This window comes from Hymenobacter sp. HSC-4F20, assembly GCF_019599275.1.
Lineage (GTDB): Bacteria > Bacteroidota > Bacteroidia > Cytophagales > Hymenobacteraceae > Hymenobacter.
This window is the reverse complement of sequence record NZ_JAHZTD010000002.1, coordinates 1,360,915-1,386,653: the sequence shown is the minus strand read 5'-3', so window position 1 is coordinate 1,386,653 and position 25,739 is coordinate 1,360,915. Positions and strand designations below refer to the sequence as shown.

General features: G+C 56.4%; 20 protein-coding genes. 6 read left to right on the top strand and 14 right to left on the bottom strand.

Going from position 1 to position 25,739, the window contains the following annotated elements:
- Positions 1 to 101 precede the first annotated feature (101 nt).
- On the bottom strand, positions 102 to 881 hold the full coding sequence (locus K3G63_RS15690) for a tol-pal system YbgF family protein (RefSeq protein WP_220615021.1): 780 nt from the start codon (positions 879 to 881) through the stop codon (positions 102 to 104).
- Between the two features lie 51 nt (positions 882 to 932).
- A complete protein-coding gene (gene pdhA / locus K3G63_RS15685) occupies positions 933 to 2,096 on the bottom strand; it encodes a pyruvate dehydrogenase (acetyl-transferring) E1 component subunit alpha (protein ID WP_220615020.1) in 1,164 nt (387 codons plus the stop codon).
- Between the two features lie 68 nt (positions 2,097 to 2,164).
- On the opposite strand from pdhA, the gene recF reads away from it, so the two are divergent.
- Positions 2,165 to 3,277, top strand: coding sequence for a DNA replication/repair protein RecF (gene recF, locus K3G63_RS15680; RefSeq protein ID WP_220615019.1), 1,113 nt, complete (start codon positions 2,165 to 2,167; stop codon positions 3,275 to 3,277).
- A 65-nt stretch (positions 3,278 to 3,342) separates the two neighbouring features.
- Positions 3,343 to 3,666: a DUF721 domain-containing protein gene (locus tag K3G63_RS15675; RefSeq protein ID WP_220615018.1), complete on the top strand. Its 324-nt coding sequence runs from the start codon at positions 3,343 to 3,345 to the stop codon at positions 3,664 to 3,666.
- Positions 3,667 to 3,787: 121 nt separating this feature from the next.
- On the opposite strand, the gene K3G63_RS15670 is transcribed toward K3G63_RS15675, so the two are convergent.
- From K3G63_RS15670 to K3G63_RS15660, 3 genes are all read right to left on the bottom strand, one after another.
- On the bottom strand, positions 3,788 to 4,285 hold the full coding sequence (locus K3G63_RS15670) for an acyl-CoA thioesterase (protein WP_220615017.1): 498 nt from the start codon (positions 4,283 to 4,285) through the stop codon (positions 3,788 to 3,790).
- A 297-nt stretch (positions 4,286 to 4,582) separates the two neighbouring features.
- On the bottom strand, positions 4,583 to 4,981 hold the full coding sequence (locus tag K3G63_RS15665) for a helix-turn-helix domain-containing protein (protein WP_220615016.1): 399 nt from the start codon (positions 4,979 to 4,981) through the stop codon (positions 4,583 to 4,585).
- Positions 4,982 to 5,243: 262 nt separating this feature from the next.
- Complete coding sequence (locus tag K3G63_RS15660; protein WP_220615132.1) at positions 5,244 to 6,086, bottom strand: glycerophosphodiester phosphodiesterase family protein; 843 nt, start codon at positions 6,084 to 6,086, stop codon at positions 5,244 to 5,246.
- A 141-nt stretch (positions 6,087 to 6,227) separates the two neighbouring features.
- Between K3G63_RS15660 and K3G63_RS15655 the strand changes: the two genes are divergently transcribed.
- Positions 6,228 to 6,848 carry a DUF2939 domain-containing protein gene (locus tag K3G63_RS15655; RefSeq protein WP_220615015.1) on the top strand — a complete coding sequence of 207 codons (621 nt, stop codon included), beginning with the start codon at positions 6,228 to 6,230 and terminating at the stop codon, positions 6,846 to 6,848.
- A gap of 79 nt (positions 6,849 to 6,927) precedes the next feature.
- Here K3G63_RS15655 and K3G63_RS15650 read toward each other — a convergent pair whose 3' ends face one another.
- From K3G63_RS15650 to K3G63_RS15640, 3 genes are all read right to left on the bottom strand, one after another.
- Positions 6,928 to 7,203: a PLD nuclease N-terminal domain-containing protein gene (locus K3G63_RS15650; RefSeq protein WP_220615014.1), complete on the bottom strand. Its 276-nt coding sequence runs from the start codon at positions 7,201 to 7,203 to the stop codon at positions 6,928 to 6,930.
- A 111-nt stretch (positions 7,204 to 7,314) separates the two neighbouring features.
- Positions 7,315 to 7,944, bottom strand: a complete 630-nt coding sequence (locus K3G63_RS15645; RefSeq protein ID WP_259404459.1) for a rhomboid family intramembrane serine protease — start codon at positions 7,942 to 7,944, stop codon at positions 7,315 to 7,317.
- 33 nt (positions 7,945 to 7,977) lie between these two features.
- Positions 7,978 to 8,949, bottom strand: a complete 972-nt coding sequence (locus tag K3G63_RS15640; RefSeq protein WP_220615013.1) for a polyprenyl synthetase family protein — start codon at positions 8,947 to 8,949, stop codon at positions 7,978 to 7,980.
- Positions 8,950 to 9,164: 215 nt separating this feature from the next.
- Here K3G63_RS15640 and K3G63_RS15635 point away from each other — a divergent pair, with 215 nt between their 5' ends.
- Entirely contained in the window at positions 9,165 to 9,623 is a 459-nt protein-coding gene (locus tag K3G63_RS15635; protein ID WP_220615012.1) for an energy transducer TonB, read from the top strand.
- Between the two features lie 147 nt (positions 9,624 to 9,770).
- On the opposite strand, the gene rnr is transcribed toward K3G63_RS15635, so the two are convergent.
- The 3 genes from rnr to K3G63_RS15620 form a co-directional block, all read right to left on the bottom strand.
- Positions 9,771 to 12,308, bottom strand: coding sequence for a ribonuclease R (gene rnr / locus K3G63_RS15630; RefSeq protein ID WP_220615011.1), 2,538 nt, complete (start codon positions 12,306 to 12,308; stop codon positions 9,771 to 9,773).
- Between the two features lie 174 nt (positions 12,309 to 12,482).
- Positions 12,483 to 13,208, bottom strand: a complete 726-nt coding sequence (locus K3G63_RS15625; RefSeq protein ID WP_220615010.1) for an ATP-grasp domain-containing protein — start codon at positions 13,206 to 13,208, stop codon at positions 12,483 to 12,485.
- 44 nt (positions 13,209 to 13,252) lie between these two features.
- Positions 13,253 to 15,265, bottom strand: a complete 2,013-nt coding sequence (locus K3G63_RS15620; protein ID WP_220615009.1) for an ABC transporter ATP-binding protein — start codon at positions 15,263 to 15,265, stop codon at positions 13,253 to 13,255.
- Between the two features lie 205 nt (positions 15,266 to 15,470).
- Here K3G63_RS15620 and K3G63_RS15615 point away from each other — a divergent pair, with 205 nt between their 5' ends.
- The gene (locus K3G63_RS15615) at positions 15,471 to 16,457 is read left to right on the top strand and encodes an aldo/keto reductase (protein ID WP_220615008.1); all 987 of its coding nucleotides are present in this window, start codon (positions 15,471 to 15,473) and stop codon (positions 16,455 to 16,457) included.
- A gap of 82 nt (positions 16,458 to 16,539) precedes the next feature.
- Here K3G63_RS15615 and K3G63_RS15610 read toward each other — a convergent pair whose 3' ends face one another.
- Positions 16,540 to 17,193, bottom strand: coding sequence for a lipoprotein signal peptidase (locus K3G63_RS15610; protein ID WP_220615007.1), 654 nt, complete (start codon positions 17,191 to 17,193; stop codon positions 16,540 to 16,542).
- Between the two features lie 345 nt (positions 17,194 to 17,538).
- Here K3G63_RS15610 and K3G63_RS15605 point away from each other — a divergent pair, with 345 nt between their 5' ends.
- Complete coding sequence (locus K3G63_RS15605) at positions 17,539 to 19,323, top strand: hypothetical protein (RefSeq protein ID WP_220615006.1); 1,785 nt, start codon at positions 17,539 to 17,541, stop codon at positions 19,321 to 19,323.
- Positions 19,324 to 19,507: 184 nt separating this feature from the next.
- Here the strand turns inward: K3G63_RS15605 and ileS are convergent, their stop codons facing one another.
- Together ileS and K3G63_RS15595 are read right to left on the bottom strand one after the other, a co-directional pair.
- Positions 19,508 to 22,954, bottom strand: coding sequence for an isoleucine--tRNA ligase (ileS, locus tag K3G63_RS15600; RefSeq protein ID WP_220615005.1), 3,447 nt, complete (start codon positions 22,952 to 22,954; stop codon positions 19,508 to 19,510).
- A 146-nt stretch (positions 22,955 to 23,100) separates the two neighbouring features.
- Entirely contained in the window at positions 23,101 to 25,539 is a 2,439-nt protein-coding gene (locus tag K3G63_RS15595) for an RND family transporter (protein WP_220615004.1), read from the bottom strand.
- Positions 25,540 to 25,739 lie beyond the last annotated feature (200 nt).

The following is a 25,739-nucleotide window of genomic DNA, read 5'->3' as shown; positions in this document are numbered from 1 at the left end:
GCTTCCTTAGTTACTCCAGCATACTCGGGTGGCTTCCAGGAACCAGAAAACACGAAAGGACGGGCTGGCCCGTCCTTTCGTCAATAAGGTGCTGGATATAGTTAGTTACCAGTCAAGCCTTCTGCACGGGCTTTGTACTGTTTGGCTTCGGTGGCCTCAGCCGCGGCAGGATACTCCGTGATGATTTTAGTATAGGCGCTGATGGCACCCGAGTAGTCTTTGGCAGCTTCGCGGGCGGTAGCCTCTTTCAGCAAATAACCCGGCGAGAAGTACTCGTTGGCGTTGTGGTTAGCTGCTTTGTTGTAGAAGTCTGCTGCTTCCTTGGGTTGATTTAGCTCGGCGTGTGCATCACCGAGCAGCGAGTAGGCTCGGGCCTGTACCAAGTAGTCATCCGAGCTAAAGTCTTCCAGGTAATCAATGGCTTGCTTATACTGCCCTTGCTTAAGAGCAGCTACTCCAGCATAGAAGTTGGCTAAGTTGCCGGCATCAGTTCCGTTATACTCCGCAGCCACGCGTTCCAGGCCCAGGTTCTTGCCGTCACCTTTCATAGCCTTCTGCAATGAGTCAGCTTCCCAATAGTTTACGGCTTGAAACAAAGCAGCCTGCCCTTTGGTGTCTTGCGAGCCACGCCACAGGTAATAGCCAAAGCCCCCTGCCACGGCCAGCACTACCACGGTCAGTAAGCCAAGCAGGACATTTTTGTTACGGCGCAGAAAATCCTCCGAATTAGCTAGCCGAGCCGCCAGCGCATCGGGGTCTTCCAGTAGCGGAAGCTCCGGGTTGTAGGCCTCTGCTGGTTGCAGCGGGTCCGAAGACACAACCCGCTGCGTCTGTTGCTGGCGGGCCTGTTGACTTTTACCAGTGAAAGGAATCTTCGACATGGGAATTACTCGAAAAGACGGCCGGTGAGGGCCTGGTAAACCTCCGCTGTACTAGTCGCGGATGTAGGGGTAGTCCTGCTGCACGTACACATCCTTGTACAGCTCATCAGCCGTGGGGAAGGGCGAGTTTTCAGCAAACTCGACGGACTCTTGTACCTGCGCCTTGATATTCTCATCAATGGCCGTGAGTTCTTCCTCGGTAGCCATGTTGTGGGTGAGGATGGTGTGGCGCACGGCCTCGATGGAGTCGCGGGAGCGGTAGTCTTCCAGCTCTTCCTTGGTGCGGTACTTCGCCGGGTCGCTCATGGAGTGCCCTTTGTAGCGGTAGGTTTTAAACTCCAGGAAGGTAGGACCTTCACCTGCACGGGCCCGCTCTGCCGCACGAGCTACGGCATTATGCACGTCCTCCACGTTCATAGCGTTTACTGGCTCCGAAGGCATATCGTAGCTCTCGCCTAGAGTATATAGCTCCGTCACGTTGGAAGTACGCTGCACTGAGGTACCCATGGCGTAGCCGTTGTTTTCTACCACAAAAATAACGGGCAGCTTCCACAGCATAGCCATGTTGAAGGCTTCGTGCAGGGCACCCTGGCGCACCGCACCGTCGCCCATGTAGCAAATGCACAAGTTGCCTGTCTTGTTGTACTTCTCCGCAAAAGCAATACCTGCTCCGAGTGGTACTTGGCCACCTACAATGCCATGGCCGCCAATGAAGTTCACGCTCTTATCGAAGATATGCATAGAGCCGCCTTTGCCTTTAGAGCAGCCCGTTGCCTTAGCGTATAACTCCGCCATAATGGCGTTAGGAGAAGTGCCCAGTGCCAGCGGGTGCGCGTGGTCACGGTAAGCGGTAATCCACTTGTCGTCTTTGGTCAGGGCCGACACGGCACCGGCTACGCAAGCCTCCTGACCAATGTAGAGGTGGCAGAAGCCTTTAATCTTCTGCTGACCGTAAAGCTGACCAGCCTTTTCCTCAAACTTGCGCATGAGCTGCATCTGCTCATACCACTGCAAATACGTTTCTTTCGGAAATTCCGGCTGAGCCGGCGTGGTCGCCTTAGGAGCACCAGTAGCTTGCTCAGCCTCGCTGTTGGCGGGGGGCAATACCGGATCGGGTTGCTTTACCGTATCGGTAGCATCCTTGCCTTTCGGGGCTGACGATTTTTTCGTCGAATTGGAAGCCTTGGGGGCAGCCTTTACTTTCGTCTCCGCCATCTTGCTTTCGGTTGTTCGCGTTTGGGATGCGAAAGTACGTAAAAGGATTGCAATTCCGAACCCTACGCATGATACTAGAAAGCCTGCATTTACTGTTCTTTAAAAACTACGAAGAAGCCAACTTAGGTCTCTCTCCGCACATCAATTGCTTTATAGGGGATAATGGAAGTGGCAAGACCAATTTACTGGATGCTATTCACTACCTCTCCCTTACTAAAAGTGCCTTTACTTCCGTCGATACTCAGAGCATTCAACAGGGGGCCGAGTTCTTCGTAGTAAAGGGAAAATTTCGGGCCGACTCAGCAGGCAAGCCAGAGGTGATTCAATGCAGCCTCCGCATTGGGCAGAAGAAAACAGTCACCCACGACAAGCAACCCTACGAACGAGTTTCCGACCACATTGGCCGCTACCCGGTAGTACTTATCTCGCCCTATGATACTGACCTTATCCGGCAGGGTAGCGAAGAGCGACGTAAGTATTTCGACAGTCTGATTTCTCAACTGGACCATGATTACCTAGAGCGACTAATCCGGTACGCGCACCTACTGAAGCAACGCAACTCCCTGCTTAAGCTGGCCGCTGACCGGCAGGCGGGCTACGACCGTGACTACCTACTTGTAATAGATGAGCAACTGGCGCCTTTAGGCGAACAGCTTGCCCAGCGGCGGCAGGAATTTCTTACGGAGTTCGAGCCCATTTTCCAACGCCACTACCAGCAGCTCGCCGATGGCCGTGAATTGGTGACCCTGTCGTATAAGAGTGAGTTGCTAGGCACTGATTTTCTTAAGCTGCTACGCCTGCAGGAGCGCAAGGACTTAAGCCTGCAACGCACTTCAGCCGGCCCCCACCGCGACGATGTTTCCTTTTTAATGGATGGGGTAGCAGTAAAAAATTACGGCTCACAAGGACAGCAGAAATCATTTGCTATTGCTCTTAAGCTGGCGCAGTTTGAAATACTGGCTCATCATAAGCAGCACAAGCCTTTGCTCCTACTCGACGACATATTTGACCGGCTGGATGAGAAGCGAATCACTCGCCTGATGCAGTTGGTCGTCAACCACACGTTCGGACAAATATTTCTAACTGATACGCACTTGGAGCGGACTGACCGGGCTCTGGCCGCTCTCTCGGAAGATATCCGTCGGTTTCGGGTTGAATCGGGCGTGGTAACCCCTCTTTAACCACCGCGGAAGGGTATCTTTGTAGAGCTGGCAACAAGCAAGTTCTACGCGCGTTAAGTAAGCTAATGGCTCTAAAAAAACCTTTCTCCTCCGAAAATTCCCGTCAGTCAGATATTGTGCCACTGAAAGACGGCATCACGGCGCTGCTCCGGGTCTACCGGCTACAGGGCAAGTTGAACGAAGTGACAGTAGTAGCCAGTTGGGAAAAGGTGATGGGTAAGGCAGTAGCCATGAAAACCCAGCAAGTATATGTGAGCAATAATAAGCTATTCGTGCGCCTATCCTCGGCCCCTCTCAAGCACGAGTTAGTGATGGCCAAAACCCGCGTATTAGCTAACCTCAACGCAGAGGTTGGCGAAGACATTATTAAGGAAGTAGTGTTTCTGTAGAGCAAAGCCGGTAGAAACACTTTTGCGTACCCCCTACCCTATCGGCACACCTCAGTGCTTAAGCTGACTAGCTCTTCACCGTGCAGTTGACCTGTCAGAGCTTCTACCGGGAATTTCCTGCCTAGTACTTTATTTGGCAACGCTCACCTTGCAACAGGCCCTGTTGCTGTTCAGCTAGTATTGCCGTGCGAGCATTGTCGAATCTTTCCTTGTACTGAGTTTTGAATTCTCTCCGTTTGATAGCTTCAAGGAATCGACGGGTATCCTCCGGAGTTTCTAACTCCAGTTCAGGCACCATCACGGGTTTCCCTTCCTCATCTTTTGCTACCATAGTAAAGTAGCATGTGTTGGTGTGCTTAACTACCCCGGTACGCACGTTCTCGGCAATCACCTTAATACCCACCAGCAGGGAAGTTCGGCCCACATAATTCACGGAGGCGAGCAACGACACCAACTCTCCGACCTCCACTGGTTGCAGGAAATTGACTCCATCGACACTAACCGTTACGCAGTAAGTACCGGCGTGCTTAGAGGCGGCAGCGTACGCCACCTTATCCATTAGGGAGAGCAGGATGCCGCCGTGGATCTTCCCACCGAAGTTGGCATAGGAAGGAATCATTAATTCGGTCAAGGTAACGCGCGAGTACGCTACCGGACGGGACCAGGGGAGTTGGGGTTCTATCATACAGGACCAGGCGTGCGAGCAACAAATATTTCTTTAGTACATCATCTCTCTACTACCCGAATCTCCTTAGAGGGAATGATACAGTTGACAGTAGGCATAACACAGCGCCGGGCTACGTATTTGAGATGATACGCGACACAGGCATGATCAACAACCTGTGGCTACCTGCCTTCTGTTTCGGCAGTCAAGCTTGAAGAAGTGAACAAAAATGTTTCACGTGGAACACATTTGTCACTTGGGCCCATAAACTTTTAGTAGCAGTTCATTATACGACTCCAGCAGAGCAATATACTTCTGCTGGAGCGCCAGGAGCTGTTTTGCTATATCAGGCTCTATTACAGATACAGCAGTTTGTTTACTTGCTACACTTTTGTCAATAACGCCTGTTACACTATTTGTAACAATAGGCGCAACAAGTGGCAACACAGTTTGCTGTAAAGCTGTAAAGTCTTGCGAGAAATCATGTGATATTACATCCCCTACTCGCTTTACAAAAGCGTAATCGAGTGTTTCCTCCTTAAACTTACGATATATAGTAGGGCGCGTAATACCCAGTTCATCCACAATACGCGTAATAGATATTCCGCTGTTTTTAATGGCTTCCTGCAGTATTTCGCCTTGATGGGGCATATGTAAGCGCGGTGTAAAGAGTACGTAGGAAAAGTTAGAAACCTCTTGTTTGTTACAACTGATAAATATACAAATACGTTTCGAGTAACACACTATACAGTTAACAACACTTGTTACAGTGAAAATACATTTTACAGTTTGTGTAAACGTTACACGTTGGTGTTTGTTACATTACTGTATCTGTATCACCGTTGTAACTGTACTACATTCTAGCACAAACAGGGCCTACGGGGACGGGATTAGGTGGAATCCCTGTTTAGCACTAAATAGAGCGTAACGCTAGTAACCGATCTGGGAAGTCTGTGGTGATACCCTTTGGATGAAAGGCCATAACTCGCCGCATATCTGCCGGCTCATTTACAGTCCAAGGAGTAAATGCTAAGTTCAGCTGCTGGAGCTCTTGTACTAAGTGTGGAGTCAGCAGCCGGAAATCAGGTCCGTAGACTTGCGGCTGAAAGCCAAGCTCCGTGAGGTGGTCCGCCAAGGAGCGCTCGTCTTCTACCAATAGGCACAGCGGTAGTGCAGGAAGTTCTTGCCGGGCCAGCTGCAACACCCGCTTGTCAAAGCAGAGTAGCGTTGTGCGGGTGAGGGCCCCTACTGCCCCAAGCTCCGCTAGTACCAACTCTAGAAACCGAGCTGGGCTAGGATGAAAAAGATTATCGCCGGTGAGCCAGCTTTTGATTTCAACACTAAGCGGTACAGGTGCTCTCCCCAGAGTGAAAGCCAGCTTGTCCAAGGCCACTATCACCTCGCTTAAAAGAGGTTTGTATGCGGGCTCCCCGATCTGTTCAGGGTACAGGGGATGCTGTTTAAGGCCGCAGTCGTAGCGTTGGATGGCGGCGTAAGACATCTGGTAGAGGTTGTACTGAAGCTGCCTTGCAGGATCTACATCATGCCCTGTGGGGGTTCGGCAGATGCTGGCAGACATCCAAGGCTCATGCGAAACCACTACCCTGCCATCGGCTGATATAACTACGTCTAACTCGATTACATCAACGCCTAAACGCAGAGCGTGTAGGAACGCTGGCAATGTATTTTCAGGACGTAATCCACGGCAGCCACGGTGTCCGTGGACCTCGGGGAAAAAGGGTGCTGTTAATGCCATCGAAAGAAAGTATAGCAGGTAAGGCCATAGAAGCTGTTCTTCCACCGGCCGCTTCTGGAAGCGAGAGTAGGTGGAGTACGTCCGGCTGTTTAACTGTGCGTATTTTGTCTACGATTTTCGTCTCTCCGCTCCCACACATTCATGAAAAAAACAATCCTAGCCCTTTTGCTGGCCGCGGTACTTATCGGGGGGTATCTCTACTACCGTAGTCTTACCACCAGCCCCGAATACTCTTTGCTACAGGCTGCCAAAGCAGTTCATGACCATGACTCTGCCGCATTCGAGCGCTACGTGGATGTGGGCAGCGTAGCTGCCAGTGTAGTGGATGAAGTGGCTGACCAGGGGTCGGCACTGGGAATTATTAACCCGGGAGGCATAGCCATGCAGGGGGCACTTCGTTTACTCAAGCCTCAGCTAACCCAGGCGGCCCGGCAAGAAGTACAGCGCTATGTGGAAACGGGCTCAATTCAGGCCGCCGCCGCGGCCTCCTCTAAAGGAATGCTTAATGTATCGGTGCTGGGCTTAGCAGGCGCCGTGGTTAGCCCGGAAAGTACGTTTAAGGGGGTGAAATACACGCGGCAGGAAGGCGAGCAGGCCCTGGTTGGGCTGGAGTTCACGCAACCTCGCTACGATACTACCTTGGTGCTGGAGGTAAAGATGTTGGACAAGGGTGACCACTGGCAGGCTACTGAAATAACCAATACCGGGGCCATTCTGAAGCACGTAGCTCAAATGGAAAAGCAGCGCCTAGTGGGTAAGTAGGCGGCCTCTGCTGCATGAAGTAAAAAGCCCCGGCGCTCATTGGAGCGCCGGGGCTTTTTACTTCATGCAGCAGGTACAGTTATCTGTCTTTACCGAACAGCAGGAACGCTAGAGAACCTAGGAATGGGAAGAAGAAAATAATCAAGCCCCAGATGAGTTTCTTACCCAGCGACCAAGGCTGCTGAAACAAACGGTACAGAGCGTACACTGCCAGAATGAAGTGGATAACGCCAGCCGTGGTAAGCGAACCATCAGCATTGCGGGTACGGCCGCAGCTGCTTAATGCAAAAGAGATGAGAAGCGTTAAGATGCCAGTTACAGAGAGTTGGCGGAAAGGAGCAACAAGCTTATTCATGGTGCAGGGAGTGTGTAGAATGGTGGAGAGTATGCCGTTCTGTACGCACACTGCCTGAAATGGATATTATCAGGCTTGATATATACTTATAACCAATTGATTATCAATGTTTTAATTAATAAATTCCCGTATCTTCTCGAAGAACAGGGGTCCAACCTGTGGCAACAGAATGAGTGTTAGCACGATACCGTAGAGCGCCCCGTAGAAGTGCGCGTCGTGGTTGATATTATCGCCCCGACGGCGGCCCATGTAGTAGGAATAAGCTAGGTACAGAAACCCGAAGATGAAGCCGGGAATTGCTACCGGAATTGGGAAGATGCGGATGCCGGCCGTGGGATTGAATAGGATGGCGGAGAAAACCACGGAAGCTACCCCACCCGAGGCACCCAAGCTGCGGTAGTTCGGGTCGTCGCGGTGGCGCAGATAGGTAGGAATATCAGACAGAATGATACCGCCCAGGTACAGCAACAGAAAGTACAGCAACCCAGCAGTAGGCCCGAATACGCTGAAAAAGATTGTCTCTACTACCTGGCTAAAGGAGTAAAACGCCAGCATGTTGAAGAGCAAATGCCCAAAGTCGGCGTGGAGAAAGCCAGAAGTAATGAAACGGTAGTAGTCGTTATGACGCTTCACGCGGTAGGGTTCCAGAATCCAACTGTCTAAGAAGGATGCGTTAGACCAAGCGTACAAAGAGATGCCAACGGTAAGCACCGTCAGCACCAGGGTTGGGGATATTTCCATCAAGCAAAAGGAAAGAATGAAAGGACAACAGGGCTATTGCTCCCGCTCCAGCAGTTGCAAGGCAAGCTGGCGCAGGGGCTGTCTACGCGTTTCGGGGGCCGCTACACGCTCCAAATGCTGCAAAGCATCCAGGAAGTAATCATTGATGAGAGCTTCCGTCTGAGGGCGAATTTCTAGCTCATCGTAGATAGTCCGGACGGCCTGCACCTTCGCTTCGGCATCGGCGACGGGTTGGCCGATGTGTTGAGCCAGGATGGTGCGCTGAGCTTCGCTGGCCTGGGCCTGGGCCGTGAGCAAAAGGTAGGTTTTCTTGTCACTGAGGATGTCGCCGCCCACGCGCTTGCCGAAGGTGGCCGCGTCGCCGTACACGTCGAGCAGGTCGTCGCGGAGCTGGAAGGCTACCCCAATGCCTACCCCAAACTGCCGCAGGTGGTCGGCATCCTCGCGGGAGGCGCCCGCAAGCAGGGCCCCCAGCTCCAGCGCAAAGCCCAGCAGCACGGCCGTCTTCAGCCGAATCATATCGAGGTACTGGTCAATGCTGACCTCGGTTTCTGTCTCGAAGTTCATGTCCCACTGCTGCCCCTCGCACACCTCGGCGGCAGTTTGAGAGAAACGACGTAGCACATGGGCCAATAGCTCGGGCTGCACGTCCAGAAACAACTCGTAGGCCCGCACCAGCATCACGTCGCCGCTTAGGATGGCCACGTTGGGGTTCCACTTCTCATGCACGGTGGCTTTGCCGCGGCGCAGGGGAGCCTGATCCATCAGGTCGTCGTGGAGCAGGGTGAAGTTGTGGAAGACTTCGGTGGCCAGGGCCGGCTTCAGGGCGGGCTCCAGCTCGTCGGTGAAAATGTGGGCGCCAAGCAAGGTCAACAGGGGTCGAATGCGCTTGCCACCGAGGGCCATGATGTAGCGAATGGGCTCGTAGAGGGCCACCGGTTCTTCGCCATAACGAAGCTGGGAGAGGCCGGTGTTGATGCGGTCAGTGAGTTGAGACAGATCCACGGAATGGGGTAAAAGTTCGGATGGGAAAGGTACGGAAGAGTACGGGAGCAGGTGATGGGGTAGGCCGGTGAATCGTGACAGGTAAAGGGTGAGGGGATAGAGAGGAGGTAGCAGAGGCACGGGGCAATTAGTTATCTTCAGCAGCCGGCTCCGCCTTGCTCCTACCTCCGGCATCTGTCATGAGACTTGCGCACTCCTATGCTGTTCTATGCTGTATGCTTCTGCCGGCCGCAGCAGTTGCCCAGAACTCCTATAACTGGTGGGATGCCCGGCCGCCAGCACCCGTTACCACCCCGCCGCGCCCGGCCCGCAAACCTGCCGTTTCTGTGCCCGTGCCAGTAGCCTCCGACTCACTTCCGCTAACCAGTGGCGGCTACCTCTACGCGGAGCAGGTACCGATATTTCCGGGCGGTCAGGAAGCTCTTCTAAAGGTCATTCAGAAAACCCTGAAGCGACCATCCGGCCCCAAGCAGCACGGCCAGGTAATGGTGAATCTTGTCGTAGAGTCCACTGGCGCTGTGACAGACGTGCAGGTAGCACCGGGGCACGGCATCAATGCCGCCTACGATGCGGCCGCCGTCGAGTGCATCCGTCGCCTACCCCGGTTTGAACCCGGAAAGCGCAACGGCAAAACCGCTGACACTGCCCTCACACTGCCAGTAGTTTTCCCCTGAGTCGGCCGACCAACTCAGGCTCGATATATCCAGCAAAAAGCCCCTGCTTCCACTTCGGACAGCAGGGGCTTATTCACCTATCGAAAGGCAGCCATTAGTCAGGACGAAGGCCTTCATGCCTTGCCATGACACGGCTGGTTGACGGGCTTACCGGCGGCGCTTACTCTCGCCTCCGGGGCGGCCACCCTTGCCACTTTTGCTACCCCCGCCGCTCCGCTCAGGGCGGTAGCCACGGCGGCTTTCACGGCTGGCGTCGCGCTCCTCCCGCTCCCGGCTTTTCACCGAGTCGGGGCGGTTGTCAACCAGATCGAAGTCGATGGTGCGGTCGAGCAGGTTGGCCGATTTTACTACTACCTGCATCTCGTCGCCGAACTGGATGATGCGCTTGCTGCGCTGCCCTACCAGGCGGTAGTTGTCTTTATCCAGCTCGAAGAAGTCGCCGGGAATGTCGGCTACGCGCACCATGCCTTCGCACTTGTTCTCCTCGATTTCTACGTAGAGCCCCCACTCCGTCAGGCCCGACACCACGCCCGTGAACGTGTCGCCGATGCGGTCCTGCAGGAACTCTACTTGTTTGTATTTGATGCTGGCGCGCTCGGCATTGGCGGCCAGCTTTTCGCGCTCCGAGGAGTGCTTGCACTCTTCCTCAATAGGCTCTACCTCCACGTTCTTGCCGCCCTCCAGGTAGTGTTCCAGCAGGCGGTGGGCCATCATGTCGGGGTAGCGACGGATGGGCGAGGTGAAGTGCGAGTAGTGGTCAAAGGCAAGGCCGAAGTGCCCACGCGGATCGGTGGTGTAGGTAGCCTTGGCCATGGTCCGGATGGCCAGCGTCTGGATGACGTTTTGCTCCGGCCGACCCACTACCTCACTGCTCAAATCGTTCAGCTCCGTACTCAACTTCTTCGGGTTCGAGAGGTCGAGCTGGTGACCAAACTTCTGGGCGAAGAGAGCGAAGTTCTGCAGACGCTCCTCGTCGGGGGCGTCGTGCACGCGGTACACCATGGTAAAGCGCGGCTTCCGATTCTTGAGCTTGAACACGAACTCGGCCACCTTGCGGTTAGCCAGCAGCATGAACTCCTCAATCATCTTGTGGGCATCCTTGCGCTCCTTCACGAACACGTACAGGGGCTTGCCCTGCTCATCGAGCTTGAACTTCACTTCCTGGGTTTCGAAGCTGATGGCGCCCTGCTTGAAGCGGGCCGCGCAGAGCTTCTTGGCAATGTCGTTCATCAGCACGATTTCCTGGGCGTAGTCACCTTCGCCGGATTCGATGCGCTCCTGGGCTTCTTCGTAGGCGAAGCGGCGGTCGGAGTGGATGATGGTTTTGCCAAACCAAGAGTTATACAGCTTACCCTTCTCGTCGAGCTCAAACACGGCCGAGAAGGTCAGTTTGTCTTCGTGAGGGCGCAGGGAGCAGAGGCCATTGCTGAGGCGCTCGGGCAGCATGGGAATCACGCGGTCCACGAGGTAGACGGAGGTAGCACGGTAGCGGGCTTCCTTTTCCAGGGCCATGCCGGGCCGCACGTAGTGCGTTACATCGGCAATGTGTACCCCAATTTCCCAGTGCCCGTTTTCGAGCTGCTGAATACTGAGGGCATCGTCGAAGTCCTTGGCGTCGGCAGGGTCAATGGTGAAGGTGGTGATGTTGCGGAAGTCGCGGCGGCGCTCAATCTCGCTTTGCGGAATCTCCATCGGAATGTGCTCCGACTCTTCTTCTACCTCGGCGGGAAACTCAAACGGTAGCCCGAACTCGGCCATGATGGCGTTGATTTCGGCTTCGTTTTCGCCGGCCTTGCCGAAGCTGCGCACTACCTCTCCTACGGGCAGATGGCCGGCGTCACTTTCCGAAAACTCGGCAATGCGCACCAGCACTTTCTCGCCGTGGTTGGCGCCGTTCAAGTTCTCGAAAGGCACGAACACGTCGAAGTAGACTTTGCGGTTATCGGGCTTCACGAAGCCGATGCCACCCTGCATGTGCAGGCGGCCTACCAGCTCGGGCCGCACCCGGTTTACTACCTCCACTACGTCGCCCACCGGGCGGCCGTCGCGGGTGCCGCGAAGGCGGAGGCGCACCGTATCGCCGTGCATGGCAAACTTCAGCCGGTCGGTGAAGACGCGCACGTCCTGCTCACTTTCCTCTGAGATGACGAAAGCGTACTTGTCGGTAGCCAGGGCCACAGTGCCCGTGATGACGTCGCCACCACCTTCGTGCCGGCTGCGGCGCGGGGTAGCTGGCTCGTCGGCATCGGGGAAATCAAACCCAGCCTCCCGGCGGCGGTGAACCACAGGCCCCTGGCCGAACTCCGTCTCGACGGGGCGGCCGCCACCACGGGTCATTCCGGCGAAGGGCTCCCGCTCGTTACGGCGCGTTTTGCGGCCGCTGGCGGGCTCCGTAGCTGCATGGGCAGTGCCAGGGTCCGTTAGGCGGTAATCGTCGTTTTGGAGCAGCGTTAGTAAGCCCGTTTTCTTGAGGCTTTTCAGGTGCTCAAAAACATCTTCGCGCTGCTCCTTGGTGGTCACGCCCAGGCGGCGGGAAAGCTGGCGGTAGGAGAAGACTTTATCCGGGTTGTCGCGAAAGATGCGAAACACGAGGTCCTTGGAAATGGAAGGCACAGCGACGTCGCTGCGGCGGGCTGCCTTCGCGCGAGGGGCGCGTTGGGCGGCGGATTCATCTTTTTCTTTCATGTAGAAAAGGGGCCGCCAGTGGTTGTCTTTTTCGCAGGCGGCGGGGTTGAATGAGTGGGAAACTGGTAGTACTACGAGGTTTCCCGAGGTAAAGTAATCCAGCCCACAATTGGGCTTCGAACAGATGATACGGAATATATCGGGGAATAACTATTTCTAGTCGAAAAAGGGAGGTTACGCTTGGGTTACGGCAGCCAGAGCACGTAGCACCGTACGGCCAAAATCAGCCACATCCCATTCTTTCAGGTCGGACACTTGCCCGTCGCCTACCTCCACGATGATGGGATGCCCAGCTGCGGTAAGGGCGACATCCAAACTATAGAACAAACGAGGGCGGAGCTGAAAAAGTGCCGGCTCTAGCTTCTTTGGCAGCAGCTTTCCTTCGGCCCCATAGGCTACGCCCCCTACCACGAGGTAGCGACGCTCGGAGTCGGGCTGAAGCTCTGCGTATTGCCGCACGAAGAGCAGCTCGTCGCTCAGCACCCCGTGTTTACGCAGAAGCTCCTGCCACTCGGCTCCTGAGGCTACCACGGAGTCAGGCCCAAACGATTTCACCAAGCCCTTCACAAAATATCGTTGCCCCGCGGAAAAGTCGGGCAGGTGGCTGGCAGGTTGAAAGGTGCTGGCAAAGGTGTACTCACGAATCGCCTCATACCAGCCCGAGGCGAGGTGCGCCGACAGGTAGGACTTGTGGCTAATCAGCACCGGGGCGACCTGCTCCAGGAGCTTATACTCCGGCTCCGTCAACATCCAGCCACGGTACAACGCTGGGGCTGCCGGCGCCTTGGGCCACAGCCGAAGCGTTTCCACATCAAACAACCCAACGGGTAAACCAGCCGCCCCGGCCCAGCTATACTCCGGCTTCCAGAGAGGATCAGCCTCCCAGGATTCGTAGGGCAAAGAGGGGTAGAGAATGTGCATGCCCAAAGATGCTCACATCCCTCTTAGGCCCGACTGGCTACGGCCGCCCGAATGTCGGCAGGCTCGTCTTTGGGAATGGCGGCCAATAGCTGCCGGGTGTATTCGTGCTGGGGGTTGGCGTAGAGCTCGGCCGCCGGGCCACTTTCCACAATCTGCCCCTGGCGCATCACTAGCAGCCGGTCGCTCATGAAGCGGGCCACCGACAGGTCGTGGGTGATGAAGAGGTAGGTGATGCCGAACTCGCGCTTGAGGTCGTTGAGCAGGTTGAGCACCTGCGCCTGCACTGACACGTCGAGGGCTGATACGGACTCGTCGCAGATGATGCACTTGGGCTGCAGGGCCAGGGCCCGGGCAATGCAGATGCGCTGGCGCTGGCCTCCGCTGAACTCGTGGGGGTAGCGCAGGTAGTGCTCGTCCTTCAGGCCAACCGTTCGGAGTAGCTCCAGCACCCGGTCTTTTTGCTGCTGCCTGGTGCCGCCTACCCCGTGTACACGCATGGGCTCCAGGATGGCTTCGCCCACCGTCATCATCGGGTTGAGGGCGGCGTAGGGGTCCTGAAATACCATCTGAAACTCCCGGCGCTTGCGGCGCAGCTCCTCGGCGGGCAGCGTAGCCAAATCGACGCCCTCAAACAGGATACTCCCTGAGGTCGGCTCCACTAGCCGCAGCAACGTCCGGCCCAGCGTGGTCTTGCCGCAGCCCGACTCTCCTACCAGCCCCACCGTCTCGCCGGGGTAGATGTCGAAGCTCACGCCATCCACAGCCCGCACGTACTCGGTGGTGCGGCGCAGGAAGCCCTTGCGAATCGGAAAGTGTACGTTGAGGTTTTTAACGCTCAGCAGAGGCTCGGTAGCAGTAGAGTACCCGCTGCCAGCCGGACTAGCAATAGTCGTTTCACTGCCAAGGCTGCTGCCAGCCGGGCCACCTTCTTGCCCTGGAAAAGTCCCTTCAGAATTCGCAGGGTCACTTACTGCATTTGTCAGCAGGGGCTGCCCGGATTCCAGGCCAGGGGCGGTTTCCAACCCAAAGTGCGGTTCCACAGGGCGTGAAACAGTATGTTCCACGGGGAACGTTTTGGTAGTTTCAGTAATGTTTTGAGAGTTTAACGCCAAGGGCCCACCCATTTCATTAGTAAGCACTTGCACCACATCAGTTTCAGTAGCAATGAAGCCTCCATCGGCAGTTTCACGCATGAAATCGGCTACTACCGGCAATTTTTTTTTGCCAACCGAAAGTTTTGGCCGGCAAGCAAGCAGACCCTTCGTGTAGGGGTGCTGAGGGTTGGTGAAGATGTCGAGCACGGAACCCTGCTCCACTACCCGGCCGCGGTACATCACCAGAATGCGGTCCGCTATTTCGGCCACTACCCCCAGGTCGTGGGTGATGAAAATAACAGCGGTGTGGTGTTGGCGGCGCAGGTCGTCGATGAGGCGAAGCATGCGGGCCTGCACTGTCACGTCGAGGGCCGTGGTGGGCTCGTCGGCAATCAGGATGGCGGGGTTGCAGGCCATGGCCATAGCAATCATCACGCGCTGCTTCTGGCCTCCGCTGATTTCGTGGGGGTAGCTACTGAATATCTTTTCGGGGCGCGGCAGCTGGGCCATCGTGAACAGCTCCACGGTGCGGGCCGCTGCCTCTTTCTCGGAGAGCGTAGTGTGCAGGCGCAGGGCTTCCACTACCTGGCTCCCGCAGGTGTACACCGGGTTCAGCGAAGTCATCGGCTCCTGAAAAATCATGCTGATGTCGTTGCCGCGGACTTTCTGCAGCTGCTCGTCCGTGAGCTGGAGCAAATCAACCTCGCCGAGGGCCTCCGATTGAAACCGCGCCTGCCCGGATACAATCTGGCCGGGCGGCAGCGGAATCAGCCCCATCAGCGCCAAGGACGTAACGGACTTGCCCGACCCCGACTCGCCCACAATGGCCAGCGTCTCGCCCCGCCGCAGGTCGAAGGAAATATCCTGCACGGCCCGGGTGTTGCCCCGGTGGCTGTGGAAGTCGATGGTCAGGTTGCGGACGGCAAGAATGGGCTGGGACACGGCGACGAGAGGCGAGGCAGAAAAAAGTAAAGATAGGCAGGGCCGCAGTAGCTTGCTCCGCGCATTTGGCGTATGCTGAAGTTGTCATTCCGAGCACAAGGAGGAAGATTAGCTTCCAGAAGGTAACCCAGATTCCTTGCTTCGCTCAGAAGGACAGCTCTACCCTTTGCTTCGACCTCCATCATCCAACACACTTCCCTACCCCATGCAGTACCGCAAACTCGGCAAAACTGGCTTCCACGTTTCTGAAATCAGCCTCGGCACCTGGCAGGTAGGCGGCAAGTGGGGCGACCCGTTCAGCCACGAAACGGCCGACTCCATCCTCAACGCCGCCGTAGATTCCGGCATCAACTTCATTGATACGGCCGACGTGTACGGCGACGGCGAAAGTGAGAAGGCCGTGGGCCGCCTGGTGCGCAGCCGCTCCGAGCGGGTGTACGTGGCTACCAAGTGCGGCCGCCAGCTCCAGCCTCACACCAACGAAGCGTATCAGCCGGAAACCCTGCGGGAGTTCGTAGAGGCCAGCCTGCGCAACATGCAGCTCGAAACCCTCGACCTGATCCAGCTGCACTGCCCGCCTACGGAGGTGTACTACCGCCCCGAAATCTTCGAACTGTTCGACCGGCTCAAGGACGAAGGCAAGATCCTGAACCTGGGCGTAAGCGTGGAGAAAGTGGAAGAAGGCCTCAAAGCCCTGACTTTTCCTAACGTCACCACCATTCAGCTTATCTTCAACATGTTCCGGCAGCGCCCGGCGGAGCTGCTGTTTCAGCAGGCTCAGCGCCATGATGTGGGCCTGATTGTGCGCGTACCTTTGGCCAGCGGCTTGCTCACCGGTAAATTTTCGCCCCAGACCACCTTTTCCCCCGACGACCACCGCCAGTTCAACCGCGACGGCGCAGCCTTCGATAAAGGCGAAACTTTCTCCGGCGTCGACTACGAAACCGGCCTGGCTGCCGTCGAGGAACTGAAAAAAGTATTCCCCGACCAGCCTACCCTCGCCCCTATTGCCCTGCGCTGGGTGCTAATGTTCGATGAGGTAAGCTGCGTAATTCCGGGTGCTTCTAAACCCAGCCAACTTGAATCTAACCTGCAAGCCGCTGAATTGCCCGCCCTCACCACCGAGCAAATGCAGGCCGTGCGCGCCATTTATGAGCAGCGAATCAAGCCGCTGGTACATTATGGCTGGTAGGAGAGATTTTCACAAGGAGTAAAAGCTGAAAGGCCCGCCGGAACAATTCCAGCGGGCCTTTCAGCTTTTAAAGATAACCTCCCTACGCTACCTCCGAGGCATCACGGCGAGCCTGGGCCGCGGCGGCATCATCAGCAGCTACGGGGTGGGCAGCTTCCAGCTGCTGGCCATAGAAACGGTTCTGGAAGATCAGGATGAGTGCTACCCCTACAAATATGGCGGAGTCAGCAATGTTAAAGATGGGCCAGAGCGAAACGTGCGAGCCGCCTACCAAGGGCCAGGAAGCGGGCAGAATGCCCTCGTAAATATCGACGTAGAGCATATCTATCACTTGCCCATGAAACCAGGGGGTAGGCGCGCCAAAGGGTGCGTTATCGTAGATGATGCCGTAGAAAATGGAGTCAATCAGGTTGCCGATGGCCCCGCCCAGAATCATGGAAATGCAGATGATAAGGCCATTAGGGGCGTGCTGCTTCCAGAGGCGGTAGATGTAGTAGCTGATGCCCGTAACGGCTACCAAGCGAAACAGGGTGAGCAGTACTTTGCCGTAGGGCGGCGGCAACTCTACCCCGAAGGCCATGCCCGGATTCAGCGTGTAATGCAGCTTAAACCAGTCACCGAACACGGGCACTTCACCAGCCATACCCATGGGCATATAGCGGTGCACAGCCCACTTCGAGAGTTGGTCAATGACGATGACCAGCAGGGCCACGAGGTAGTATTTCCAATACTTCATAAGTACAAAGTGACGCAGAATTTTTGACTTTCCTGCGTGGCGTCCCATCACCCCTTGCGGGTCGCTGGTATATGTCTGGAGGTAGCTTTTGTGCCGATTTAAACCCGATTTTAAAGGATTTGTGCGGCGTATTGCCAAAAGGATCTGGTAGGACAAACTTACTGGAAACAAATGTTTTTCCGGGTAGCTGGCCCCATGGTGTTTCCTGAGCTTCTTCTGGCCCACCTACATGCGCAGCCCGAATCGCCCTGACAGTGATGTTCAAGCAGTAGAAAGAGCAACCTATATGAAAACTAGATTTTTAGTTATACATTTCTATCAGCCTCTATTCCAACTCCGTATCCTATGCCAGCTACTCAAATTAGAAGGTCGTATGTACCCACGACGCACTGGTCCTTGCTGCTTTTGGCAGGTTTGGGTGCCTGCGCCACGCCGCATCCGCTTACCCGAGCCAATGAGCAACAGCAGACCATGACCACCACTGTCTACAACAGCCAACTCAATACCTGTTTGCTGCTCAACGGCGACTACGACTTGGACTTGCATCCCCGCAATCGGCCGGATGTTGTCACGAAAACGCGTTTGAAGCAGATGCACCTACCCCGCCAGCAGGCTGCTTTGCTTTTCACGAGTCAAACAAACCTGACGCCTACCTACCGGCTGCGGGGTTTGCGGCTAGCTGCCAACCCTGACTGGCGCGCCCTTGGATTCCAGGAAACCGGCGTTGGCCGCTATCAACGCACGTCCACGGCCGGGGCAGATTTACTCATGGAGTACGCTGCGCCATTGCCCGATAACCAGGGTTGGCTCTACCTGGTGGCTACCGATGAAGCCAGTTCGCAGCCTACTACCCCGATACTGCACCGCAGCTCCGAGATGGACGCGGAGTTTATCACTTTCACGTTTCCTTCGGTGCAGCAAGGTCGTTGGCCGCGTACCATATCGCCGGTCAGATTAGCCAACGATGCGTTTCTAAGCCGCCCTAACGGCAATTACCTAGCCCCGCTGTCGGCACTGGCTCAGAGCCGCCATGCTCCGCCCGATCCGTCGTTGGATGGCATACTCTGGCAGATGCTGCTGCAATACCACGCCATGGCCGGCAACACCGATTCAGTAGCGTATTTTCAGCGCCAAGCACCTGATAAGGTACGACTACCGGCCGCCGCCGCATCTACCACGGCACAATCCAGGCGCACCACAGCACCCACGGATACGCTGGTAAGCACAGAGGCCGTACCCGAGATTTTGCGGCGGGCAGCGGGCGCGCGGGCAGTTCTGCTAAACGAGTCGCACACGCACACCCGCGACCGGGCACTAGCGGCAGCACTATTACCGGGCCTATATCAGCAAGGATTCCGCTATTTGGCTCTGGAAACCCTGGAGGATTCGGCGGCCAGTACCCTGAATCCGTTGCCGCTGAAAGCCGGCTTCTATACCCGGGAACCCACCTATGCCAACCTGGTGCGCACGGCCCGGCGGCTAGGCTTCACATTGGTGGCCTATGAAGCAAGCCGGGGGCAGCCTGAGCGGGAAGTAGCCCAGGCAACGAATTTGCACCACGCTCTGCGCCACGACCCGCAGGCAAAGGTTTTCGTGTATGGCGGCGGAGCCCACATGAACATGCTCGTCATGCCCGGCAAAGGAGAGAAAAAGTGGATGGCTCAGCACCTCGTTGATCTTACAGGCTGGCCCCTTCTGAGCGTAAACCAGGCGCGCATGAACAACGATGCCCGCAGCAACCTTGCGGCTACCCCTGCCGGCACCGCCGAAGTAGTGTATCAGCTACGCAAAGGCAAGCGCCGTTCGCCCTACCCCGAAAACGACCTAGTAGTCCGCAACAACCTACATCCGCAGCAGCTTCCCCTACCCTATTCAGATGCCGAAAACGTGCAACCTACGTCGGTTGATGTGCGCCCCTACAAGCCCACAGCTGCCACCGGCCGCCGCATGATACAGCTATACCTACAGTCGGAGCTAGCTAATCGAGAAGATATTTCACCTGTTTATACCCACGAATTGCGGTCGACAGACGACGTTCTGGCCTTGCGGCTGGTACCGGGCCGGTATGTTTACCGCGTGCTCTCAGAAAGGCAGAAAGAGGAAATTCGAGAGGAGCTGGTGGTGAAGTAGGACCAGCTATAAGAACCTCATGCTACATCACACAACCCATCTCTAGGCTTCGTCCCTCGTTTTTGGGTAGGCAGTGGCAGGCCGTCCGGAGTTCAGTAAGACAGCTGGTTATACGCAGACGACTTCAAATAAAAAGCCCACAGAACTTGCGCTCTGTGGGCTTTTTAACTTCTATCTAGGTGTGCTAGCTAGTAGCTACTTCCAACTGCACGGGCACGCTGTAGTCATCAAATTCCAGCACTGAGCCACCGCTGATTTCCGGAGCGAAATTCAGGGCCAGGGCCTGCACTTCCTCGCGGATGTAGTCGCCGAAGGACTGCACGGCGGCTTCCAGCTCGGGCTGCTGGCCCAGGGTCACCCGGATACGGTCCTGCACTTCCAGGCCGCTGTCTTTGCGCAGGTTCTGAAGGCGGTTTACCAGCTCGCGGGCCACACCTTCCTGGCGCAGCTCGTCGGTCAGGGTCACGTCGAGGGCCACGGTGAGGGGGCCGTCGGTGGCTACCAGCCAGCCGGGCAAGTCTTGGGTACGGATTTCCACATCGTCGGGCGTGAGGGTGTAGGCCTCACCGTCGATTTCCACGGCCAGCTGGCCGGTTTTTTCGAGGGTGCTGATTTCCTCCGGGGTCATCTGTTGGATGCGGGCCCCCACGGCTTTCAGCTTGGCCCCGTACTGCTGACCGAGGCGCTTGAAGTTGGGCTTCACCGACTTTACCAGCACGCCGCTGGTATCGTCGAGGAATTCCACGTGCTTCACGTTCACCTCGGCGCAGATCAGGTCCTCTACCTTGCCCACTTGCTCGCGCGTTGTCTCGTTGAACACCGGCACCAGAATGCGCTGCAGGGGTTGACGAACCTTCAGCACCGACTTCTTCCGCAGGGAGTGGGTGAGCGAAGAAATGCGCTGAGCCAGTTCCATACGCTCCTCCAGTGCCTTATCGATGCGGGTTTCGTCGGCCTTCACCAGTAGGGTGAGGTGGATCGATTCGGGGGCCAGGGGCGTGTTCTTGGCTACGGCTTCCGTACGCATCCCATCGGTCATGTTCTTGTAGAGCCATTCGGCGAAGAAGGGCGCCACTGGAGCCATAAGCTGGGCCACTACCACCAAGCATTCCTGCAAGGTTTCATAAGCGGCCTTTTTGTCCGGGGTTAGCTCGCCCTTCCAGAAGCGGCGGCGCGAGAGGCGTACGTGCCAGTTAGAAAGCTGATCCGTCACGAAATCCTGGATGGCGCGCGCGGCCTTCGTGGGGTCGTAGGAGTCGTAGTGGCCGCGCACTTCTAGGATCAGCGACTGGAGCTTGCTCAGAATCCAGCGGTCCAGCTCGGTCAGTTCCTCGTAGGGCACCCGGTCGAACTCGCGGGCCTGGAAGCCGTCGAGGTTGGCGTAGAGGGCGTAGAACGAGTAGGTGTTGAACAGGGTGCCGAAGAAGCGGCGCTGTACCTCCGTGATGCCGTTGAGGTCGAATTTGAGGTTGTCCCAGGGCTGGGCGTTGGCAATCATGTACCAGCGCGTCGCGTCGGGGCCGAACTGCTCGATGGTGCTGAACGGGTCGATGGCGTTGCCGAGGCGCTTGCTCATCTTGTTGCCGTTCTTGTCCAGTACCAAGCCGTTGGCCATCACGTTTTTGTAAGCCACCGAGTCTTCCAGCATTACGGCCAGGGCGTGCAGGGTGAAGAACCAGCCGCGGGTCTGGTCTACGCCTTCGGCAATGAAATCGGCCGGGAAATTCTTCTGGAAGACTTCCTGGTTTTCCAGGGGGTAGTGCCACTGGGCGTAGGGCATGGCGCCGGAGTCAAACCACACGTCAATGAGGTCGGTTTCGCGGTACATGGGCTGGCCCGAGGGCGACACCAGGAAGATGTCGTCCACGTAGGGGCGGTGCAGGTCCATCTTTTCCCCATTGGCGTAGGGGTTATGGGTCATGACTTCGGCCGCTACGGCCTTGTCAATCTCCTGCTTCAGCTGCTCTACGGAGCCAATGCAGATTTCCTCCGAGCCGTCCTGGGTGCGCCAGATGGGCAGAGGCGTACCCCAGTAGCGCGAGCGGCTCAAGTTCCAGTCCACCAGGTTTTCGAGCCAGTTGCCGAAGCGGCCGGTGCCGGTGCTGACGGGCTGCCAGTTGATGGTTTTGTTGAGCTCGATAAGCCGGTCCTTTACCGCCGTGGTCTTGATAAACCAGGAGTCCAGGGGGTAGTAGAGCACGGGCTTATCGGTGCGCCAGCAGTGGGGGTAGGTGTGCTCGTACTTCTCCACTTTGAAGGCCGTACCGTCGCCTTTCATGCGAATGGCAATGCTTTCGTCGAGGGTTTTGTAGTCGGCGCCCGACTGGTCGTGGCCGTCGTAGTTTTTCACCCAGCGGCCGCCGAATTCGCCCATTTGGGGTACGTAGCGGCCGGTGCGGTCCACAATGGGCGTGGGCTTACCCTCGGCGTCCATCACAATCAGCGCCGGAATATCTGCCAGCTGAGCGGCCCGGAAGTCATCGGCGCCGAAGGTGGGGGAAATGTGCACGATGCCGGTACCGTCCTCGGTGGTTACGAAGTCGCCGGGAATCACGCGGAAGGCGCGCTCCTCGCCTTCAAACGCCGGGAAGCCTTTGTCCTGGCCAAACAGCCGCTCATAGCGGATGCCTACCAGGTCAGCGCCTTTGAAGGTGCTTTCAACGCGCCAGGGCAGCACTTTGTCGCCGGGCTTGAAGTCTTCAAACGAAGCATTCTTGCCTTTCTCCGAGAAATAGCGACCTACCAGCGCCTCCGCCAGCACCACCCGAACGGGGGCATAGGTGTAGGGGTTGAAGGTGCTCACCAGCACGTACGGAATGTTCTTTCCCACGGCCAGACCCGTATTGGCGGGCAAGGTCCAGGGCGTAGTGGTCCAGGCCAGAATATATACATCCGGCTCGGTGGCCCCGTCACCGTAGAGCTCTGCCAACGGCACTTCATCCAGCTGCACATTGCCGAACAACGCCTCCGACTTTTCATCCCGCTTCACCTTGAACTGGGCCACAATGGTCGTGTCCTTTACGTCGCGGTAGGTGCCGGGCTGGTTCAGCTCGTGGCTGCTCAGGCCCGTGCCGGCGGCTGGGGAGTAGGGCTGGATGGTGTAGCCTTTGTAGAGCAAACCCTTGTCGTAGAGCTTCTTGAGCAGGGCCCAGCAGCTTTCAATGTACTCGGGCTCGAAGGTGATATAGGGGTCGTCGAGGTCTACCCAATAGCCCATTTTCTCGGTGAGGTCGTCCCACTGGGCTTTGAAGCGCATCACGGTTTCGCGGCAGCGCTGGTTGTAGTCCTCGATGCTGATTTTCTTGCCGATATCCTCCTTCGTGATGCCCAGCTCCTTTTCTACCTGCAGTTCAATAGGCAGGCCGTGGGTATCCCAGCCGCCTTTCCGGCTTACCTGCTTGCCTAGCAAGGTCTGGTAGCGGCAGAAGATGTCCTTTACCGTCCGGGCCATGACGTGGTGAATGCCAGGGGCGCCGTTGGCCGAGGGCGGACCTTCGTAAAACACGAAGGTGGGCTGCCCTTCGCGGGTGCTCACGCTTTTCTCAAAGATGCCGTTCTGCTTCCACCACGCCAGGATATCGGTGCCGACCTGGCCGTAGTTGAGCGGCTGCTTAAATTCGGGGTAGTTCATATGATCTAGGGAGCTAAGCAAATTCTAATCTGTCATTCTAAACCCCAGCAAAAAGCCGCCACCGAGGAGAATTACTACCCCCAATGAAGTAACAAAGGTTTTTGCTAATGCTCTGAATGGCAGATGGCGTTGATGGTTGTGGAGAGTTAACCGTTCAATTTGGGCTGGACTTTCATCCGGCTGAGGTTGAGTTCCAGGTCGTCGTCTTCCTCGTGGTAGTTGTCGTCGTAGTGCTTGATGCCCGACTGGTTAATGACGTCCTCATCCTTGCCGTGCTCGAAGGTAACCAGCAAGCAGGGCAGCAGAATCAGGTTGGAGAAGTTGGTGATAAGCAAGCTGGCCGACATCAAGAGGCCCAGGGCCTTCGTGCCCCCAAACTCCGAAAAAGCAAACACCGAGAAGCCCAGAAATAGCACAATGCTGGTGTAAATCATGCTGGTGCCGGCCTCCGAGAGGGTAGTGCTGATGGCGGCCTTCACCCGGCGGCCGTTGGCGGCCATTTCCTGCCGAAACTTAGCCAGCAGGTGAATGGAATTGTCGCCATCAATGCCCAGGGCGATGCTGAAAATCAGGGCGGTGCTGGGCTTGAGCGGGATGCCGAAGTAGCCCATAATACCGCCCGTGAGCAGCAGGGTAAAGAAGTTGGGCAGGAGCGTAAAGAACACTGCCCGGACGCTGCGGAACAGAATGAGCACGACCAAACCCACCAGCACGAAGGCAATAATCAGGCTTTCCTTGAGCGTACCGATGAGGTATTCGTTGCCCTTGGTGAAGATGATGGTGGTGCCCGTCAGCTTCACATCCATACCCGTGCCCTTGAAAATCTTGTTGATTTCCGGCTTGATGCGGTTGTTAATGAGTGTATCGAGGTTGTGAGAGCCGATGTCCGCAATTTTCAGCGAAATCCGGGCTTCCTGCATGGTGCTATCCGTGAAGGAGCGCAGCAGCTTGCTGGTCAGCTGGCCTTCATTGCCTTTCGTAGACTGCGAGTGGGCCAGGTAGCTAAACACGTAGTTCTTCTCCGAGTTATCGGGCAGGCGGTAAAACTCCGCATTGCCGTTGTAGAACGCCTGGGTCGACGCCTTCAGGAAGGTGACCACGCTCACGGGGGTAGTCAGCACGGGCTGGGTGCGCAGGAAGTTCTCCAGCCGGTCGATGCGCTCCAGGTTTTTAAGCTTCAATAAGCCTTTTGCCCGGCCCGTATTTACGACCATTTCTAGGGGCATCACCCCGTTGAAATGCTGCTCGAAGAACTTGAGGTCGGAGTTTACCGAGGAATCCTTGGGCAAATCATCTACCATGTAGGACACCGATTTTACCTTGCTCACGCCAAAGGCAGCCAGTACCATAAAGACCAGGGCCGCCAGGTACACCGTGCGCCGGCGCTCCAGCACCAGGTAGTCGAAGAACTCTAGGAGCTTGGTCAGGGGCTTGGCCTCCAGGTGTTCGAGCTGCTTGGGGGTAGGCGGCGGCAGAATGGTAAACACAATGGGCATCAGAATAAACGACACCGCAAAGGCTACGAAGATGTTGAGGGTAGCCACCGCCCCAAACTGGAACAGAATGGCAATGTTGGTAAAGCAGAACACCACGAAGCCAATGGCCGTGGTAGTGTTGTTCATGAGCGTTACCAGCCCAATTTTGCGCACCACCCGCGCCATAGCCAGCACTTGGTTGCCGGATTTGCGGTAGTCGTAGTGGTAGCGCGAGAGCAGGTAGGTGCAGTTCGGAATGCCGATAACGATGATGATGCTCGGTATCAGGCCCGTGAGCAGGTTGATTTTGTAGCCCAGCAGCACCATGCTGCCAATGCACCACGTCACGACAATCAGCACAATCAACAGAGGAAACACCACCGCCGACCACGTCCGGAAGAACATGAGTAGGGTGATGGCCATCATCACCACGGTTAGGGCCACAAACAGCTTCATTTCTGACGCTACTTTGGTGGTCATGGTGGCCCGCACGTAGGGGAGGCCGGCGTAGTGCATCCGGATGCCGGTCTTTTGCTGAAACCGCTCGGCATGCCCCAGAATTTCCTGCATCACGGCTTCCCGCTTACTGGAGTTCAGGTACTTGGGGTCCATGGTAAGAGCCAGCAAAGTTGCTCCGGTACTGGGCGAAATGAGCTGGCCTTTATAAAACTCCTGCGCATTCACTACCCGCATCAGCGAGTCAAGCGCCGCCTGGTTCTGCGGTAGGCCCCGGAAAATAGGTTCGGCCCGAAACGACTGGGTAGCGGTATCCTTCACCAGGCGGGGCAGGCGCGTCACGCCCAGAATACCATTTACGCCGCGCACTTTGCTTAGGGTATCCGTCAGGATGCGCAGCTCGTTGAAGTTGCCCAGCTGGTACACCGAGCTGTCTTGCATGCCCAGCACCAGCACGTTGCCATCCTCGCCAAACTTCTGTTTGAACTTCTGGAAGTACACCATGTCCGGGTCGTCGGGCGAGACAACCTGGGCAAAATCGTAGGTCATTTCGATTTTGCGGGCCTCCCAGGCCATGAATACCGTAATAGCGGCCAGCAGCCCTACCAGCAAGCGGCGGTTCTTAATGACAAACAGGGCGAGGTTTCTCCACATAGGCTGCTAAAATGCAGCAAAGGTACGCAACCCCGGGCAGGTATGCGGCTAAGTATCAGGATTACCCTTCGCTATGGCTTACAGCTCAGGTTGAGCCAGTTAGTTGGTTATCTTGTTTTTTGTTCTGAATATAGGGAACATTTTATGAGCCTATCCGCGTAAAGTACCTGGCATCAGTACGTTGAGGTATTCAGTAGTTG